Source organism: Streptomyces sp. NPDC048361 (assembly GCF_040651795.1).
Classification (GTDB): Bacteria; Actinomycetota; Actinomycetes; order Streptomycetales; family Streptomycetaceae; genus Streptomyces.
Genome location: NZ_JBEZKW010000009.1, coordinates 140,757 through 158,365, shown reverse-complemented (window position 1 = coordinate 158,365; position 17,609 = coordinate 140,757). Strand labels below are relative to the sequence as shown.

The 17,609-nt window shown below is 72.8% G+C and carries 12 protein-coding genes, 1 tRNA gene and 1 pseudogene; 6 read left to right on the top strand and 8 right to left on the bottom strand.

The window, feature by feature from the left end; translation table 11 throughout:
* Both AB0D31_RS07885 and AB0D31_RS07880 read left to right on the top strand, forming a co-directional pair.
* Positions 1–342 (top strand): carboxyl transferase domain-containing protein (locus AB0D31_RS07885; RefSeq protein WP_362718533.1); only part of this gene is annotated, 342 nt, incomplete at its 5' end.
* Positions 343–363: 21 nt separating this feature from the next.
* Positions 364–549, top strand: coding sequence for an acyl-CoA carboxylase subunit epsilon (locus AB0D31_RS07880; protein WP_362718530.1), 186 nt, complete (start codon positions 364–366; stop codon positions 547–549).
* Between the two features lie 904 nt (positions 550–1,453).
* Here the strand turns inward: AB0D31_RS07880 and holA are convergent.
* Positions 1,454–2,440, bottom strand: a complete 987-nt coding sequence (gene holA, locus AB0D31_RS07875) for a DNA polymerase III subunit delta (RefSeq protein ID WP_362718527.1) — start codon at positions 2,438–2,440, stop codon at positions 1,454–1,456.
* A 332-nt stretch (positions 2,441–2,772) separates the two neighbouring features.
* Here holA and AB0D31_RS07870 point away from each other — a divergent pair, with 332 nt between their 5' ends.
* A complete protein-coding gene (locus AB0D31_RS07870) occupies positions 2,773–3,021 on the top strand; it encodes a hypothetical protein (RefSeq protein WP_362718525.1) in 249 nt (82 codons plus the stop codon).
* Positions 3,022–3,135: 114 nt separating this feature from the next.
* Here the strand turns inward: AB0D31_RS07870 and AB0D31_RS07865 are convergent, their stop codons facing one another.
* The 6 genes from AB0D31_RS07865 to leuS form a co-directional block, all read right to left on the bottom strand.
* On the bottom strand, positions 3,136–4,023 hold the full coding sequence (locus AB0D31_RS07865) for a YceI family protein (RefSeq protein WP_362718523.1): 888 nt from the start codon (positions 4,021–4,023) through the stop codon (positions 3,136–3,138).
* A gap of 262 nt (positions 4,024–4,285) precedes the next feature.
* Entirely contained in the window at positions 4,286–6,811 is a 2,526-nt protein-coding gene (locus tag AB0D31_RS07860) for a ComEC/Rec2 family competence protein (protein WP_362718520.1), read from the bottom strand.
* Positions 6,808–7,665: a helix-hairpin-helix domain-containing protein gene (locus AB0D31_RS07855; RefSeq protein ID WP_362718517.1), complete on the bottom strand. Its 858-nt coding sequence runs from the start codon at positions 7,663–7,665 to the stop codon at positions 6,808–6,810. Before AB0D31_RS07855 ends, AB0D31_RS07860 begins: the two co-directional genes overlap by 4 nt.
* A 551-nt stretch (positions 7,666–8,216) precedes the next feature.
* Entirely contained in the window at positions 8,217–9,062 is an 846-nt protein-coding gene (locus AB0D31_RS07850; RefSeq protein WP_362718514.1) for a DegV family protein, read from the bottom strand.
* 122 nt (positions 9,063–9,184) lie between these two features.
* Positions 9,185–9,934 carry a hypothetical protein gene (locus tag AB0D31_RS07845; RefSeq protein ID WP_362718512.1) on the bottom strand — a complete coding sequence of 250 codons (750 nt, stop codon included), beginning with the start codon at positions 9,932–9,934 and terminating at the stop codon, positions 9,185–9,187.
* Positions 9,935–10,050: 116 nt separating this feature from the next.
* Complete coding sequence (gene leuS, locus AB0D31_RS07840; RefSeq protein WP_362718509.1) at positions 10,051–12,924, bottom strand: leucine--tRNA ligase; 2,874 nt, start codon at positions 12,922–12,924, stop codon at positions 10,051–10,053.
* Between the two features lie 440 nt (positions 12,925–13,364).
* Here leuS and AB0D31_RS07835 point away from each other — a divergent pair, with 440 nt between their 5' ends.
* Positions 13,365–14,522, top strand: coding sequence for a hypothetical protein (locus AB0D31_RS07835; protein WP_362718507.1), 1,158 nt, complete (start codon positions 13,365–13,367; stop codon positions 14,520–14,522).
* Between the two features lie 28 nt (positions 14,523–14,550).
* Positions 14,551–16,113, top strand: coding sequence for an NADH-ubiquinone oxidoreductase-F iron-sulfur binding region domain-containing protein (locus tag AB0D31_RS07830; protein ID WP_362718505.1), 1,563 nt, complete (start codon positions 14,551–14,553; stop codon positions 16,111–16,113).
* Between the two features lie 129 nt (positions 16,114–16,242).
* On the opposite strand, the gene AB0D31_RS07825 is transcribed toward AB0D31_RS07830, so the two are convergent.
* Positions 16,243–16,315, bottom strand: a tRNA-Ala gene (locus tag AB0D31_RS07825).
* Positions 16,316–16,437: 122 nt separating this feature from the next.
* On the opposite strand from AB0D31_RS07825, the pseudogene AB0D31_RS07820 reads away from it, so the two are divergent.
* Positions 16,438–17,607, top strand: a pseudogene (locus AB0D31_RS07820) (glycosyltransferase 87 family protein); the annotation flags it as partial.
* Positions 17,608–17,609: the final 2 nt, after the last annotated feature.

Below are 17,609 nucleotides of genomic sequence, written 5' to 3'. Positions count from 1 at the left end.
TACGGCGGCGCGTACATCGTCATGGACTCGCAGTCCATCGGAGCCGACCTGACATACGCGTGGCCCACCAACGAGATCGCGGTGATGGGTGCGGAGGGCGCCGCCAACGTCATCTTCCGCCGGGAGATAGCCAGTTCGGACAACCCCGAGGCGGTACGCGCGGAGAAGATCGCGGCGTACAAGTCTGAGCTGATGCACCCGTACTACGCCGCCGAGCGCGGCCTCGTGGACGACGTGATCGATCCGGCCGAGACGAGGGCGGTGCTGTCCTCGGCGCTGGCGATGCTCCGCACGAAACACGCCGACCTGCCGTCCCGCAAGCATGGCAACCCCCCGCAGTAGTGAGGAGCGAGAGTGCCGAACGTGTCGTCTGAACCGCTGTTCCGCGTAGTGCGGGGCGCCCCGACCGAGGCGGAACTGGCCGCCCTGGCCGTGGTCCTCCTCTCCTTGACCGGGGAGGCTCCCGCGGCCCTGGCCCCCGTCATCCCCCTGGCGGCCTGGCGCCGCCACCCGTACCAGCCCCCAGTGAGCTGGCGCAAAGCGGCGTAGCCCCGCCGCGGGCCCCCGGGCGTATCGGCTCCACACCGGCTTCCTGGGGCTCCACCCCGGCCCAGTGGGCCCGCCCCGGCTCTTCGGGGTTGGTTGGCCCGAGCTCCCTGGGGCTCCGCCCCAGACCCCGTTCGCGCCCGAAGGGCGATCGTCCTCGAACTCCCCCAAGGCCTCAAGGGCCAGGGAGGACCCCCATGACGGGCTGAAGATGTGCGTGCCGGCCGGCACCAAGTAGTCAGGGGCGCGGGGAACTGCGCGGGAGGGGGGCACGGCCCGCAGCCGAAGACGCACAGGGAGCTGGGCGCAGCCCAGGCCTGAAGGGGCGCGGGGAACTGCGCGGGAGGCGGGCACGGCCCGCACCCGAAGAACAGCAGGTGGGGGGCCGGGGGGCTGGGCGAAGCCCAGGGTTACAGGGGGGCGGGGAACTTCGCGAGAAGCGGGCACGGCCCGCACCCGAAGACACACAGGGAACTGGGCGCAGCCCAGGCCTGAAGGGGCGCGGGGAACTGCGCGACCAGCCACCCATGGCCCGCACCCGAAAACGGCGGACGGCTGGGCGAAGCCCAGGCTCGAAGGGGCGCGGGGCTCGAAGGGGCGCGGGGCTCGAAGGGGCGCGGGGAACTGCGCGACCAGCCACCCATGGCCCGCACCCGAAAACGGCGGACGGCTGGGCGAAGCCCAGGCTCGAACGGGCGCGGGGCTCGAAGGGGCGCGGGGAACTGCGCGAGCGAGCCCCACCGGCTCCCACCCGGAGGGCGGGCCAGGGGGCGAGCCCCCAGGGAAGGGCGGCGGGGCGGAGCCCCGGCGTGGTTGGGGTGGCGGGGCGGGCCCGCCACCACCTCCGGGTGGCGGGGCGGAGCCCCGGCGTGGTCAGCGGAGCCCCGGCGTGGTCAGGGGAGCGGGGCTACCGCCCGGCGCGAGCCGCCCGCGCAATGGCGACAACCGCCTTCTCAAGGGCGTACTCGGGATCATCCCCCCCGCCCTTCACCCCCGCATCCGCCTCAGCCACGGCCCGCAGGGCCAAGGAAACCCCCTCCGGCGTCCACCCACGCATCTGCTGCCGCACCCGGTCGATCTTCCAGGGCGGCATCCCCAACTCCCGCGCCAGATCGGCCGGCCGGCCCCCCCGCGCGGAGGACAACTTCCCGATCGCCCGCACCCCCTGCGCGAGCGCACTGGTGATCAGCACCGGCGCGACCCCCGTCGAAAGCGACCACCGCAGCGCCTCCAGCGCCTCCGCGGCCCGCCCCTCCACCGCCCGGTCGGCGACGTTGAAGCTGGAAGCCTCCGCCCGGCCCGTGTAGTAGCGCCCGACGACCTCCTCGTCGATCGTCCCCTCCACGTCCGCGCACAGCTGCGACACCGCGGAAGCCAGCTCGCGCAGATCGCTGCCGATGGAGTCGACCAGCGCCTGACACGCCTCCGGCGTGGCCGAACGCCCCAGCGCCCGGAACTCCTGCCGTACGAAGGTGAGCCGCTCGGCCGGTTTCGTCGTCTTGGGGCACGCCACTTCCCGCGCCCCCACCTTGCGGGCCGCGTCGAGCAGCCCCTTGCCCTTGGCGCCGCCCGCGTGCAGGAGCACCAAGGTGATCTCTTCTGCGGGCGAGTCGAGGTACGCCTTCACGTCCTTGATCGTGTCCGCTGACAGATCGTGCGCGTTGCGTACGACCACGACCTTGCGCTCGGCGAAAAGCGACGGGCTGGTCAGCTCGGCAAGCGTGCCGGGCTGTACCTGGTCCGAGGTCAGGTCCCGCACATCGGTGTCGGAGTCGGCGGCCCGGGCGGCCACCACCACCTGCTGTACGGCACGGTCGAGCAGCAGGTCCTCCTGGCCCACGGCGAGCGTGACGGGGGCGAGCGGATCGTCGGTGGAATTCTTCCTGGTGGCCATCGCCGTCCAGCATCCCACGCCCCACTGACAGTCACGGGACGCACCGGGGACGGGGCGGTCTGGCGGGCCGGGGGCGGACTGGGGACGGACTGGGGACGGGCCAGCGAAGGGCGAGGGGACGGACCGGCCAATGACGGGGGACGGAGTGGGGGACGGGCCAGCGAAGGGCGAGGGGACCAGGATCGGCCCGGGGACGGTCCGGGGGGCGGGCCGGGGTGAGCCGGGGCAGGCCGAGCACAGGACCGGGGCAGGCCCGTGATGAGCCCGGAGCGGACCGGGGTGAGCCGGGGGCAGGCCCGGGGCGGGCCCGATTCGTACAGCAGAATGGCCAGGTGAACGATGTGACCCGACACGTACTGGTGCTCCCCGACCGCGACGCCGCCGAGGACGTGGCCACCGAGCTGACCGACCTGTTCGGCCTCGCCGAGGAGCCCCAGCTCGTACGCGACGCCCTGGCCGGCGAGGACGACGCCGAGGACGCCCAGTGGCTCGTCGTCGTGGAGGACCCGGACGCCCGCCTGGACCCGAAGGCCCTGGACACCCTGGTCGCGGACCACGACGGCTGGCTGGAATCCCCCTGACCCCAGCCGCCCCTCTCTCGGGCCGGACCGGGCCGGGCCGGGCCAGGTCAGTGGGCTGGTCGGCCCTGGCCCCGGCCCCCGCTCTCGGGCCGGCCGGGTAGGGCAGGCCGGGGGTCAGCCCTCCTTCGGCACGACCTGGATGTCGAGGTCGATCGAGATCGACGACCCGATCGCCGCGATCCCCCGGGCCAGCATGGTCTGCCAGGTGAGCGTGAAGTCCTCGCGATGCAGCTCGGTGGTGGCCCGGCAGGCGCCCCTGGTCTCACCGCCGAGCCCGGTCCCCAGCCCCAGGTACTGCGTGTCGAGCGTCACCGTGCGGCTTACACCGTGCAGCGTCAGCCCGCCGATGATCGCCCAACGGCTGCCGCCCCGGTGCACGAAGCGGTCGCTGTAGAACTCCATCGTCGGATAGCTCCCCACGTCCAGGAAGTCGCCCGACCGCAGGTGGTCGTCGCGCATCTGGACGCCCGTGTCGATGGAAGCGGTGTCGATGATGACGTGCATCGCCGACCCCTCCATGCGCTCCCCGATCCGGATCGCCCCGGCGAACGTGTTGAACCGCCCGTGGATCCTCGCCAGTCCGATGTGGCTCGCGGTGAATCCGATCTGGGAGTGCGTCGGGTCGAGCTCCCACTCGCCGGGCTCCGGCAGCGCCACCGGGGCGGCGACCTGGAGCATGATGTCGCCGAGCGCGGCGAGCCCGCTCGCGGTGACGGTGGCGTTGCCGTGGAAGGGCGTGTATCCGTCGGCCGTGACGGCCAGCCGGTACTCGCCCGCCGGCACCGTGGTGACCACCGTGCCGAACGGGTCCGTCTCCCCGCCGACGACCCGGCGCCCCGAGGCGTCGCTGACCACGAACTCGGCCCGCTGTACGGGCTCGTTGACCGGATCGAGCACCCGGCAGCTGAGCACGCCCGCGGTCGACGGGACGGACAGGCCTGCCAGCGGCCCGGTACGAAGCGGAGAACTGGCCGAGCCCTTGCCGAACCAGCGGCTGAACACTGTGCACGCACCCCCGTGCGAAGAAGTATCTGCCGGGCCGCGCCGGGCCAGGCATCCTCGTCCGCCCTCGCCGCAGCAGGTCCCCGGCCCCTTGACGAAGACGCATTCGATCACTGTTGTGCCGTTCGAGGCAAACGCGACGCCTGGCCACAGTTGAGGCACCTGTCACCAGAGGCCCGAATTGACCATTCCGCTTATCCGGCTCCGACGCCGGTTCCGGCGCCGATGCCGGCGCCGCTGACGCCCTTCCTCCTATCCGGTCTCATGGATCGCGGCCGCGGCGCACCGCTGCACCCTCCGTCGCGTCATGTCCCCGGGGCACGGCCCGCAGTTCGTCGCCCTCCCCGGTGACCGCGATCGCCCCGTCCGTGTCGGTGCGCAGGACCGCCGCGCCCCAAGCCCGCAGCACGGCGATCGTGCCGGGCGCGGGGTGCCCGTACCGGTTGCCGAGTCCGACTGAGATGAGCGCCAGCCTCGGACGCACCACTCGCAGCAGGTCCAGGTCTTGATGTGCCGAACCATGGTGGGCGACCTTCAGGACATCCACACGTCCCAGGGTCGCGTTCTGCCGCAACAGCCCTCGCTGGGAAGGAGGTTCGAGGTCGCCGGGCAGCAGCAGGCTCAGCCCGGTGGCGGTGTGCACGAGCAGGGTGACGCTTGCGTCGTTCGGCCCGTCCGGCACCGGCCCCGGCTCCGGCGGCGGCCACAGCACCTCCCACGAAAGGGCGCCCAGCGCACGCCGTTCCCCGTACGCGGCGGTGGTCACGGCCACCCCGTGCTCCGCCGCCGTACGCCGCACGAACGCCGCTTGGTCGGGCGGCTCCGCGAAGCCCGTCGTCTCGATGGCCGCGACCGACCGCCCCCGCAACACTCCGGCGAGACCCCCCACGTGGTCCGCGTGAAAGTGAGTGAGCAGGAGCAAGGGGATCCGGGTGACGCCGAGTTCGTGCAGGCACCGGTCGATGGGCAGGGCTTCGGGCCCGGTGTCGATCACCACGGCGGACCCGGTCCCGGTCGCCAGCACCGTGGCATCGCCCTGCCCGACGTCACACATCGCGTACGCCCATCCCGGCGGCGGCCAGCCGGTGACGATCCTGGTGAGCGGGGCGGGCCGCACCACCGCGAGCAGCAGTACGAGGGCGAGTGCGGCGGACACCCAGGGGTACCGGGGGAGCCTCCGCGCCACGAGCACGAGCGCCGCGGTGAGGAGCGCCAGCAGCGCACCCCCGAGCCAGCCGTCCGGCCACCCCCACTCGGCCCCCGGTAAGGCCGCTCCGGTCCGGGCCACCGACGCGATCCATCTGGTGGGCCAACTCGCGCTCCAGGCACAGAACTCGGCGACCGGCATCGCGACCGGCGCGGCCGCCAGTGCGGCGAATCCCGCCACCGTCGCCAGCGCCACCGCCGGCTCGGCGAGCAGGTTGCAGGGCACCGCGACCAGGCTGATCCGTGCCGCGAAGACAGCCACCACCGGCGCGCACACGGCCTGCGCCGCCGCTGCCGCGGCCAGCACCTCGGCGAGCCGGGCGGGCACCCCGCGCCGGCGCAACGCCAGGCTCCACCCCGGCGCGATGGTGAGCAGTGCCCCGGTGGCGAGGACCGAGAGCAGGAACCCGTAACTGCGGGCCAGTTCGGGCGCGTACAACGCCAGGAGCAGGACGACGGCGGCAAGCGCCGGGATCAGCGATCGGCGCCGGCCCGTGCCGATGGCCAGCAGGGCGACCAGGCCGCACGCGGCGGCACGCAGCACACTCGGCTCCGGTCGGCACACCACGACGAAGGCGAGCGTGAGAGCCCCGCCCAGCACGGCGGTCATCCGCAGGGAGAGTCCGAACCATGGCGCCAGGCCGCCCCGCTCGGCCAGCAGTGCCCTCCCCGGTGGTCCGATCAACAGGGCAAGGATGATCATCAAGTTGCTGCCCGACACCGCCATGAGATGGGTGAGGTCGGTCGCCCGGAAGGCGGTGCGCAGCTCGGGCGTGACCCCGGACGTGTCGCCGACGACCAGGCCGGGCAGTAGCGCCCGCGCGTCCGGCGCGAGCCCCTTGGCCGCCGCGCGCAGACCCAAGCGCAGCTCACCGGCCAGTCGCTGCACGGCAGTTGGTGCACCCGTGACGTGCGGTGGCCCGTTCGGCGCCTTGAGTACGGCGGCGATCTTGCCGTCGCCGGGCGCGAGCCGCGCGGTCACCCGCACCCGGGTGGAAGGCAACAGCCCCCGCCAGCCGGCGGGTGCCAGAACGAGGACCGGTGTACGGACGCGCCGCACTCCCCCGTCCGCCCCGAAGACGCGCTCGACTTCCGCGTCCACCGCTACCGAGGCATCGCCCCAGCCGACGGCCCGGGTCGGTCTCGGGTCGGTGCTGACCACCAACTCCACGGTGGCCTGCCGGAACTCTCGTGCCAGGCCGGGCAAGGGCCCCCTGCGCGCCTCCTCGGCATGCAGCCCACCAACCATGATCCCAACCGCGGCGCAGGTCAGCACCCCCGCGACCGTCCCCCGATACCTCCAGCCCCTCTCACCCCGCTCGACTTCGTCTACCTCCTCTTCCGCAGTCCGTCGTCGCCGCAGCCGACGTCGAACGGATGGCCCGACCAGTGCCCCTGCTACAGCGAGGCACAGCACGACCCCCCAACCCGCCCCGGTCGCCGAGGCGTTCACGGCGGCGGCCGTACCACCCCAGGCACCGAGGGCCGGGCCCACCAGGCGGAGGTCAGCCGGTCCTTCCCGGTACGGGTTGGCCACACCCAGCCGGTGGCCCGACTCGGCGTGCACCTGGAGGCGGTTCACAGCCGCACCAGGGCTTGCAGATCATTGAACTTCCCCTCGCCGATCCCCTTCACCTCACGCAGTTCGTCGACCGAGCGGAACCCGCCGTGCTGAGCCCGGTAGTCGACGATGTGCCGGGCGAGCACGGGCCCAACTCCGGGCAGGGTGTCCAACTGTTCCACCGAGGCGGAGTTGAGGCTGACCGGACCACTGGCACCTCCCGGACCACTCGCACCTCCCAGTCCGCTCGGTCCGCTCCCCGCGCCGCCGCTCGAATTTCCTCCCCCGCCCGGCACGGCAGGAGCCCCGCCCGCCACACCGGCCAGCACCTGTTCACCGTCCATGAGCAGCCTCGCGCGATTGAGCCCGGTCAGATCCGTCCCGTTGCGCACGCCTCCCGCGGCGGTCAACGCGTCGGCGACCCTCGATCCGGCGGGCAGCCGGTAGACCCCGGGCCGCTGCACCTTTCCACCGACGTCCACCACCAGCACACCGGCCGGCGAGGGCGTCGCATTCGCCACCGGTCGGGGCGCCGCCGCAGTGCCCGTCCTGGTGTCGGCCCCTCCTCCCGCCCCGCGTTCCGAGCCGCTGCCCGCGCTTCTCATCCCGGGCACGGGCGACGGCGGACCGTCGACCCGGTTCGGGGCGCGTACGGACTGGGGGCGCCCGGCCCAGAAGTGCTGCACCGCGAAGCCGGCCGTGACGAAGAGGACCACGCACAGCGCGGCCAGACTGCGCGGCGCGAGGCCGAGCCTGGACTGCGCCCACACCGGCAGCCGCTCACGCACCCCGGCCCAGGCGCGTTCCCACACCCCCGAGGCGGCCACCGGCGGGGGCGGCGTGGACCGCCCCAAGGTGTGGGCGATCGGGACCACCGGGTCATACGGCGGGGCCGCCGCGCCCGAGGGTGAGGGTGATGGGTCATGCGGCAGGACAGCCGCGCCCGCGGGCGATGGGTCGTGCGCCTGGGCCACCATGCCCGGAGGTGGCGGGTCATGCGGCGCCGCCGCCGTGTCCGCGGGCGACGGGTCATGCGACTGAGCCACCACGCCCGGAGGCGGTGGGGCATGCGGTGCGGCCGCCGTGTCTGGAGGTGGCGGGTCGTGCGGCGGCGCCGCCGTGCCCGGAGGTGGTGGCCGGAAGAGCGCGTCCGCGCGCTTGCGTGCGGTCAGTGCCGCGACCGGGGCTGTGGTGGCGCGGCCGCGGCGGCCGTGACTCGGTCGGCTTCGGCCGTCGGAGCCGGGGGCCCGGCCGGGTCCGCTCGTGGCGGTGCGTGGTGATCGGATTGCCATGCCACGAAACGTTAGACACCCCGGCACGAACCCGCTGAGCACGTCCAATTCCGGTGGACAACCCACCAGTTGTGGATAACTCGGTCACTCGCCCGAGGGAGCCGAGGGAAGCCGCAGCCCCACGTCGAACCGGCTCAGCGCGGTGACACGATGGCGCCGAGCAGCCCCGGCCCCGTGTGCGCGCCGATTACCGCTCCGACCTCGCTTGTGTACAGGTCGACGAGGCCGGGCACGCGCGCCCGCAACCGGTCGGCGAGGGCGGCCGCGCGGTCGGGCGCGGCGAGATGGTGCACCGCGATGTCGACCGGACTGCTTCCCGCGCGGTCGGCGACGATCTCCTCCAGCCGTGCGATGGCCTTGGAGGCGGTGCGTACCTTCTCCAGCATCTCGATCCGGCCGTCGTCGAGCTGGAGCAGCGGCTTGACGGCCAGGGCCGAGCCGAGCAGGGCCTGCGCGGCGCCGATGCGGCCGCCGCGCCGCAGATAGTCGAGGGTGTCGACGTAGAAGAACGCGGAGGTCGCGCCGGCCCGCTTCTCGGCCGCGGCCACCGCGTCGTCCAGGGTGCCGCCCGCTTCGACGACCTGGGCCGCGGCCAGCGCACAGAAGCCGAGGGCCATCGCGACCATGCCGGTGTCGACCACGCGTACCGGCACGGGGGCATCCTTGGCGGCGAGCACGGCGGCGTCGTAGGTGCCCGAGAACTCGGCCGAGAGGTGCAGCGAGACGATTCCGGCCGCACCCGCTTCCGCGATCTTGCCGTAGGTGTCGGCGAACATCGCGGGGCTGGGCCGGGATGTGGTGACGGGGCGTCGTTTCTGCAGGGCGAGCGCGAGCGAGCGGGCCGAGATCTCCGTGCCCTCTTCCAGCGCCTGGTCCCCCAGGACGACGGTCAGCGGCACGGCGGTGATGCTGTGCCGCTCCATCGTCTGTGGCGGCAGGTAGGCCGTTGAATCGGTGACGATCGCGACATGGCGGGACATGAGCGGGAGGTTACCCGCCGAGGGCGTCGCGTGGCAGTCCGGCCTGGTGGAATGATCAGTTCGGGTCGGTGGTGACGGCCCAGTTTCCCTGGCCCGGGGCGGCTCGGGCCAGTGGCGCCGGCTCAGCTCGTGGCTTCGGGGCGGGGTGCCTTCTGCCATGGATACGTCACCTGCGGCTGGGCTGCGCCTATCGCGTGCGGTGTAGCGGCCGGGGGTTCCTCACGGGTCCGCGCGCCGTGTCGCGTATCGGCGGGCGCGCTGTCCTGGGCGGGAGCGTGGTTGGCCGAAAGGTCGCCCCAGGACGCGGATCCGTCGGCCGTGGGCGCCTTGACCGACCAGTCCCGCAAGGCCCCCGACTCCATTTCGATCTGTTCGCTGAGCGAGGCGAGCTCGTCGTCGGCGAACTGACGGGCCCGGTCGCGGGCGGCCCAGCGCAGCGAGTCGGCGGAGCGTGTGATGCGCTCGGTGCGCTCGCGGAGCTCCGGCATGCGGTCGGCGATCCTGCGCTTGTCCGGCTCCCGCTCAAGGCGCCTGAGCTCGTCGTCCAGTTCGTGGCCGAGTCCGCTGAGCCGCTCGAACAGGGCGAGGGACTCCTTCAGGGACGCGTCCTCGGCCAGGCCCGCCTGCAAGGCCTCCTGGGTGGAGCGCATCGAGGTGCGCAGCGAGAGCCGCAACTGGGCGAGCTGGCCCGCGACCCCGGGCTGCCCCACGCTCTTGGCGCGCAGGGTGGTGTCCTCGACGGTCCTGCGGGCCTGCGTGACCGTGCGCTCCACGCCTCGCTTGGCGGCGCCGGCCACCTTGACCGTCACGTACACGCCGAGCCCCACGAAGGCGACGAACAGCAGTGCCAGGATCAGGATCGCGGCTTCCATGAACGTCCCCTCGGTCGGTGTCGTCCCCTCCACCGTAAACGGAACGGGCAGGCCGCGGGTTCCCGCGGAACCCCCAACCTGCCCGTAGGGGGAAGCCCCCAGTGCCGTTTCGGACCTTACGCGGGCACGATGTTCACCAGCTTCGGCGCCCGCACGATGACCTTGCGGATGCCCGCTCCGGCCAGCGCCGCGACGACGGCTTCGTCGGCCAGGGCCAGCTTCTCCAGCTCGTCGTCGGAGATGGTCGGCGCCACCTCCAGGCGCGCCTTGACCTTGCCCTTGATCTGCACGACGCAGGTCACGGCCTCGTCCACGACGTAGGCGGGGTCGGCGACGGGGAAGTCGCGGTGCACCACGGAGCCGGTGTGGCCCAGCTTGCGCCACAGCTCCTCGGCGATGTGCGGGGCCAGCGGTGCGATGAGCAGGACCAGCCGTTCGGCGACGGAGCGGGACAGCGGGCCGCCCGTCTTGGTCAGGTGGTTGTTCAGCTCGGTGATCTTGGCGATCGCGGTGTTGAAGCGCAGCCCCGTCAGGTCGCCGCCGGCGCCGTCGATCGCCTTGTGCAGGGCGCGCAGGGTCGCCTCGTCGGGCTCGGTGTCGGTGACGGTGACCTCGCCGGTCGCCTCGTCGACGATGTTGCGCCACAGGCGCTGCAGCAGCCGGTACTGGCCGACCACCGCGCGGGTGTCCCAGGGACGCGAGACGTCCAGGGGGCCCATCGCCATCTCGTACAGGCGCAGGGTGTCGGCGCCGTACTCGGTGCAGATCTCGTCCGGAGTGACGGCATTCTTCAGGGACTTGCCCATCTTGCCGAGCTCGCGCTTGACGGGCTCGCCCTCGAAGAAGAACTTGCCCTCGCGCTCCTCGACCTCGGTGGCCGGCACCGGGAAGCCGCGGCTGTCCCGGTAGACGTACGCCTGGATCATGCCCTGGTTGTACAGCTTGTGGAACGGCTCGGCCGAGGAGATGTGACCCAGATCGAACAGGACCTTGGACCAGAAGCGGGCGTACAGCAGGTGCAGTACGGCGTGCTCGGCGCCGCCGACGTACAGGTCGACGCCGCCGGTCGGCATCCCCTCGCGGGGGCCCATCCAGTACTGCTCGATGGCCGGGTCGACCAGCTTGTCGCTGTTGTGCGGGTCCAGGTAGCGCAGCTCGTACCAGCAGGAACCGGCCCAGTTTGGCATGGTGTTGGTCTCGCGGCGGTACTTCTTGACGCCGTCGCCCAGGTCGAGTTCGACGTTGACCCAGTCCTCGTTGCGGGACAGCGGGGTCTCCGGCGAGGTGTCGGCGTCGTCGGGCTCGAAGGTGCGCGGCGAGTAGTCGTCGACCTCCGGCAGTTCCAGCGGCAGCATCGACTCGGGCAGCGCGTGGGCGACGCCGTCCTCGTCGTAGACGATCGGGAAGGGCTCCCCCCAGTAGCGCTGGCGGCTGAACAGCCAGTCGCGCAGCCGGAAGTTGACGGTGCCCTCGCCGATGCCGCGCTCGGTCAGCCAGTCGGTCATCCTCGCCTTGGCCTCGACGACGCCCAGGCCGTCCACCGAGATCTCGTCGTTGGCGGAGTTGACCAGCTTGGCCTCATAGGAGGCGAACGCCTCGTCCCACGTCGAGGCGTCGGTGCCGCGGTCGTCGTCGGGCTGCACGACGCAGCGCATGGGCAGCTCGAAGGCGCGCGCGAAGGCGAAGTCACGGGTGTCGTGCGCCGGTACGGCCATGATCGCGCCGGTGCCGTAGCCCATCAGTACGTAGTCGGCGATGAAGACGGGAACCTTTTCGCCGCTGACGGGGTTGGTGGCGAACGCGCCGGTGAAGACGCCGGTCTTCTCCTTGGCGTCGGCCTGGCGCTCGACGTCCGACTTGGCGGCGGCGAACGCGCGGTACTTGGCGACGGCCTCGGCCGGGGTGGCGTGCCCGCCGGTCCACACGTCGTGGGTGGACTCGGGCCAGGCGGCCGGGACGATGGTGTCGACCAGCTCGTGCTCGGGCGCCAGCACCATGTAGGTGGCGCCGAACAGGGTGTCCTGGCGGGTGGTGAAGACGGTGATGGCTTCGGTGTCGGTGACCTTGAAGTCGACGCGGGCGCCTTCGGAGCGGCCGATCCAGTTGCGCTGCTGCAGCTTGATCGCATCGGGCCAGTCCAGGCCGTCCAGGTCGTCCAGGAGGCGGTCGGCGTAGGCGGTGATGCGCATGTTCCACTGGCGCAGCTTGGCCTTGAAGACGGGGAAGTTGCCGCGCTCGGAGCGCCCGTCGGCAGTGACCTCCTCGTTGGCCAGGACGGTGCCGAGGCCCGGACACCAGTTGACGGGGGCGTCGGAGGCGTACGCCAGGCGGTACTGGCCCAGGATCTCGGCGCGCTCGACGGCGCTCAGCGCCGCCCACGCACGGCCGCCGGGCACCTCACGGCTGCCGTCCTCGAACGCGGCGACCAGCTCGGCGATCGGGCGGGCCTTCTTCGCGTCGGTGTCGTACCAGGAGTTGAAGATCTGCAGGAAGATCCACTGGGTCCACTTGTAGTACTCGGGGTCGATCGTCGCGAAGGAGCGGCGCTTGTCGTGCCCCAGGCCCAGCCGGCGCAGCTGCGCCTTCATGTTCTCCATGTTGGACTCGGTGGAGATCCGCGGGTGCGTGCCGGTCTGCACGGCGTACTGCTCGGCGGGCAGGCCGAAGGCGTCGAAGCCCAGCGTGTGCAGCACGTTGTGGCCGGTCATGCGCTGGTGGCGGGCGTAGACGTCGGTGGCGATGTAGCCCAGCGGGTGGCCGACGTGCAGGCCCGCGCCCGAGGGGTAGGGGAACATGTCCATGATGAACTTCTTGGGACGAGCGGCGACCTCGGGGTCACCGGCGAGGTCGCCCGTCGGGTTCGGCGCCGCGTAGGTGCCGTCGGCGTCCCAGAAGTCCTGCCAGCGTGCCTCGATGTCGGCGGCCATGGCCGCCGTGTAGCGGTGCGGCGCGGCCGTCTCTGCGGCGGCAGCGGTGTTCGTCTCGCTCATGTCCTCAAAGCTCCATCGATCGTCTCTGCCGGCGGTTACGAGCGTTCGCTCATCGATCCGTCATCGAATCGCCAAACGAAAAAACCCCTCGCACAGGAGGGGGCGCCGCGCCGAGTCCGACCGAATCTGTTCATCGGTCGGGAGTGTTCAGCGCGGCTCGCTAAGCAGAAGGCGTACGGCACGCATGGCGTCAGGGTACCGCAGCGCTCACAGGCGTCGCACGGAGTACCCGTGGGGGGTGTGGGGGGCGGCGCCCTGGGGGGCGCGTGAGGCGTACCCGCGGGGGGTGTCGGGGGCGCGTCCACAAGGGGCCGAGGCGAGGTTACTCCGCGTACCCCCCTCTTCTGGGGCAACCGCCCAAACCCCGTACCGGCCGGTATGGGGCGACCTAGCATGCCGCCACGGGACCGCTTTGCCGAACCATTCGGAGTCGCCCCACCATGAAACCTCGCCATCCGCTCACCCCGCACCGTCTTCGTCAGAACCCCGCACGGGACCGTCCGGCCCGCAAGGGCGGGCTCTCGGCAGCCGCACTCGGCGTCGTCGCCCTGCTCATACCGCCTCTGGCGCTTCTCTCGTCCGACGGCCTGCGGGCCGCTCTGGACTTCACCGCCGGTGTCCTCTCGCTGGTCTCGCTGACCGCCTCCGTAGCCTGGGGCCTACTCGCCACCGACCGATTGCTCCTCACCCCGCGTGACCGCCTCATGGCGCAGGCCGTCCACCGCGCCACCGCGATCGCCTCGATCGGCTTTCTCCTTCTGCACGTCACCGTCAAGATCGCGCTCGGCCATGTCGGACTCCTGGGCGCCGTGGTCCCGTTCGGGCTCGGCGTCAGCGGTGCGTCCGGGCTGATCGGTTTCGGGTCGCTCGCCGCGGTCCTGATGGTCCTGACCGCCGTCACGGGCGCGATGCGCAGCGCCTTCGCCACACCGAGCCGCACCGCGGGACGCTGGCGCGCGGTCCATATGCTCGCCTATCCCACCTGGTGCTTCGCGTTGGTGCACGGCCTGTACGCGGGGCGCCCTCCGGCCACCTGGGTGGTCACCATGTACGGCCTGAGCCTGGTCGGCGTGGCCGGCGCGCTGGCCGTACGCGCGCTGCCCCGCCCGGTGAAGCGCCGCATCTCCGCCCGGTTCGCCCCGCTGCGCCAGAGCCGGGAGAACGAGCCCGCCGAACCGGCCGCTGGGATCATCCCTCCGCGGCCCGTAACGCCGCCCTCTTATGAGGCGGAGCCCACGCAGTCCTTGCGCGTGGGCCCCCACCCTCACGAAGCCCTCGCCGGGGCGCGGCAGTTCGAGGAGACGTACGCCTTCTACGAGCCCCCGCACGAGGCGCCGCCCCGCTACCGCCCCACCACCCGGCCGCCCCGCCTCGATGCGGGCCCCGGCATCTCGGCCGCCTACCGCGCGGTCTCGCTCGCGTCCCCGCCCGTCCCGTCGGCTCCCCCGGCCGCACCGCCCACCGCGCGCTGGCCCGCGCCCTCGCCGCGCCCTCCCGAGCCGCTGCACGCCCCCGCGCCGGCCACGCCCTACCAGCCGCCGGCCGCCGGCGAGCCCTGGCACTCCCCGCCGGGCTCCGTCGCCGGAGAACGCCCGTGACGGAGCCCGCGACAGCAGGAGTACGACCATGAACAGCCCCCTCCCCGATGTTCCCGAGGTCCGCGTCGTGGGCCTGCCCCATCTGACCGCAGGGTTCGATCTCGTCGAGCGCCTCGCGCTGCCGATGCACCTCAAGGTGCACGGTGCGCTGGAGCCGATCAACGGCGAGCGTCTGGCCCAACTCGCCGACGACGTCGCCCTCAACGGACGCGGCGGCGCGGGCTTCCCCTTCGGCCGCAAACTGCGCGCGGTCGCCTCCGCCGCGATCCGGCGCGGGATACGCCCGGTCGTCGTCGTCAACGCGAGCGAGGGCGAGCCCGCCTGCCGCAAGGACACGGTCCTGGTGTGCCGGGCCCCCCATCTCGTCCTGGACGGTGCCCTGCTGGCCGCCGAGGCGCTCGGCGCCCGCACGCTGGTGGTGGCGGTCACCCGCGACTCCACCGAGGCGTCCGTGCGCGCCGCCCTCGACGAGCGCGGCCTCACCGACAAGCGGAGCTCCCCGCTGCGCGCCCGCGTCGTGCGCACCCCCGAGCGCATGGTGTCCGGCGAGGCGTCCGCGGTGATCCGGGCGGTGGACGGCGGGCCCGCCCTGCCGCCGGGCCGGCGCGAGCGGGCCGCCGAGTCCGGTGTCGGCGGCGCCCCGACGCTGCTCTCCAACGCCGAGACGTTCGCCCAGCTCGCGGTGGCCGCGCGGCTCGGCCCGCGCCGCTTCGGCAACACCGGTGATTCCAATGAGCCCGGCACGGTCCTGCTGACGCTGTCCGGCGCGGTCGCCCGCCCGATGGTGGTCGAGGCCCCCACCGGGGTGCCGCTGCGGTACGTCCTGCAGCTGGCCGGGGCGCCGTCGCTGCCGCAGGGCGTCCTGACCGGCGGCTACCACGGCAGCTGGCTGAACGCGGTGGCCGCCCATGACGCGGCCCTCTCGCGCGCCTCCCTGTCGGCGCTCGGCGGCGCCCTGGGCGCGGGGGCCATCCTGCCGATCGGAGCGGGAACTTGTGCGCTGGGTGAGGCATTGAGGGTCGCCAGATGGCTTGCCGCCGAAACGGCCGGACAGTGCGGGCCGTGCCGGCTCGGGCTGCCCGCCGCCGCGGCCGGGCTCGCCGATGTCATGGGTGGCGGCGGCCCGGCCGCCCTTGAGGCGCTGCGCGAGGTGACGGGGGCGGTGAAGGGCCGCGGGGCCTGCAAGCATCCGGACGGCTCGGCCCGGTTCCTCGCCTCGACCCTGGCGGCGTTCACGGACGATCTCGCGGCCCACGTCCTGGGCGGGGGCTGTGGGCGTCCGACCATGGGCGTGCTACCGCTGCCCGCGCCCGGCTACCAGGACGAGGGCGTGCCGAGCGGCGAGAAGGTCGTCGTGGACTGGACCCTGTGCGAGGGCCACGGGCTCTGCGCGGACATCGTGCCGGAGCTGATCCGGCTGGGCCCCGACGGCTACCCCCTGGTCGCGGACGCCGCCGTGCCGGCCCATCTGCGGGGGAGCGCACAGCGGGCCGTACGCCGTTGTCCCGCGCTCGCGCTACGGATCGAGCGGACGGCTCCGGCCGCGCTCCCCCAGGTCGGCCGCAAGGCCCTGGGCAGCGGCCGGAGTTGACCGTTTGTGATCGTTACGGGGTCCTGGAGGGACGTGTTCGTTCCAGGACCCCTCGGGGCACCCACCACACGGAAACGAGCACAACAAGAAGACGGGCCATCCGATTCGGATGGCCCGTCTTCTTCACTGTGGAGCTAAGGAGAATTGAACTCCTGACCTCCTGCATGCCATGCAGGCGCTCTACCAACTGAGCTATAGCCCCTTGTTCTGGCGTCGCCCGGTTTCCCCCGGCGACATCGAGAACATTACACGGTCACCCCGGTGCTTCACCAAATCGGTTTCCGTTCTGTACGAAGAAGGGCGGTAACGTCCACCTTCGTGACCGTGAAGGTACTCGCGCACACCGCCGCCCGCTTCCCCTCCGCCCGCCGCCTCCCGCTCCTCGCCACCGCTGTCTGCCTACTCTCCTTCGCGGCTTTCTGGGCCGCCCAGCGGACCGCCGGTGTCTCGATGATCGACTTGCTGGTCTACCGGGCCGAGGGCCAGACCGTACGGGCCGGCGGTGACCTGTACGCGATGCGGGCGACCCCCGCGCGGCTGCCCACCACCTACCCGCCGTTCGCGGCGCTGCTGTTCACCCCGCTCACCCTGGCCGGCGTCGCTCAGCTGCGGGCCCTCGCCACCGTCGTCAACCTGGGGCTGCTGCTCGCCCTCGTCCATCTGTCGCTGCGGCTCGCGTCCCCCGCGGGGCCGAGGCGACCGCCCGGAGCCGCCCTGTGGATCGCCGCGCTCGCCGTGTGGTGCGAGCCGGTGTGGACGACGCTGCGCTACGGCCAGATCAACCTGCTGCTCGCCGTGGCGGTGCTCTGGGACCTCACCCGCCCGCCGGGCCACCGCTGGGCGGGCACCGGCATCGGCCTCGCGGCGGCGCTGAAGCTCACGCCCGCCCTGTTCGGCCTGCACCTGCTGCTCACCGCCGTCACCCGAACGAGGAGCGGCGCGGGGAACTTTCCGCTTGCCGTCGCCCTCAGGGCAGCCGCCGTGTTCTGCGCCGCCACGGCGACGGCCGCCGTGGTGCTGCCGCACGACTCGCTGCGTTTCTGGACCTCCATGGTGTTCGAGGCGGGTCGCGTCGGTCACGCCGAGGACACCGCCAACCAGTCGCTGCGCGGGGTGCTCGCCCGGCTGCTGCACACCGGCGACCCGGGGCCGTGGTGGACAGTGTCCGCGGCCGTCACGGTCGCCCTGGGCCTCTCGGTCGCGGTCCGCGCCGAGCTGCGCGGTGAGCGGGCGTGGGCCGCGACGTCCTGCGCCGTCACGGGGCTGCTCGTGAGCCCGGTCTCCTGGTCGCACCACTGGGTGTGGTGCGTCCCGGTGGTGGTGCTGCTGGCCGCCGGGCGATCGCGCTGGGCGCTGGTGGGGGCCGTGTTCTGTTCGTACGCGCTGTGGTGGGTCCCGCACGGCACGAGCCGGCCCGAACTCGCCCAGGGCGGCGGGCAGATGGCGCTCTCGGCGCTCTATCCGCTGGCGGGGGCGGGCTTTCTGGTCCTTGCGGC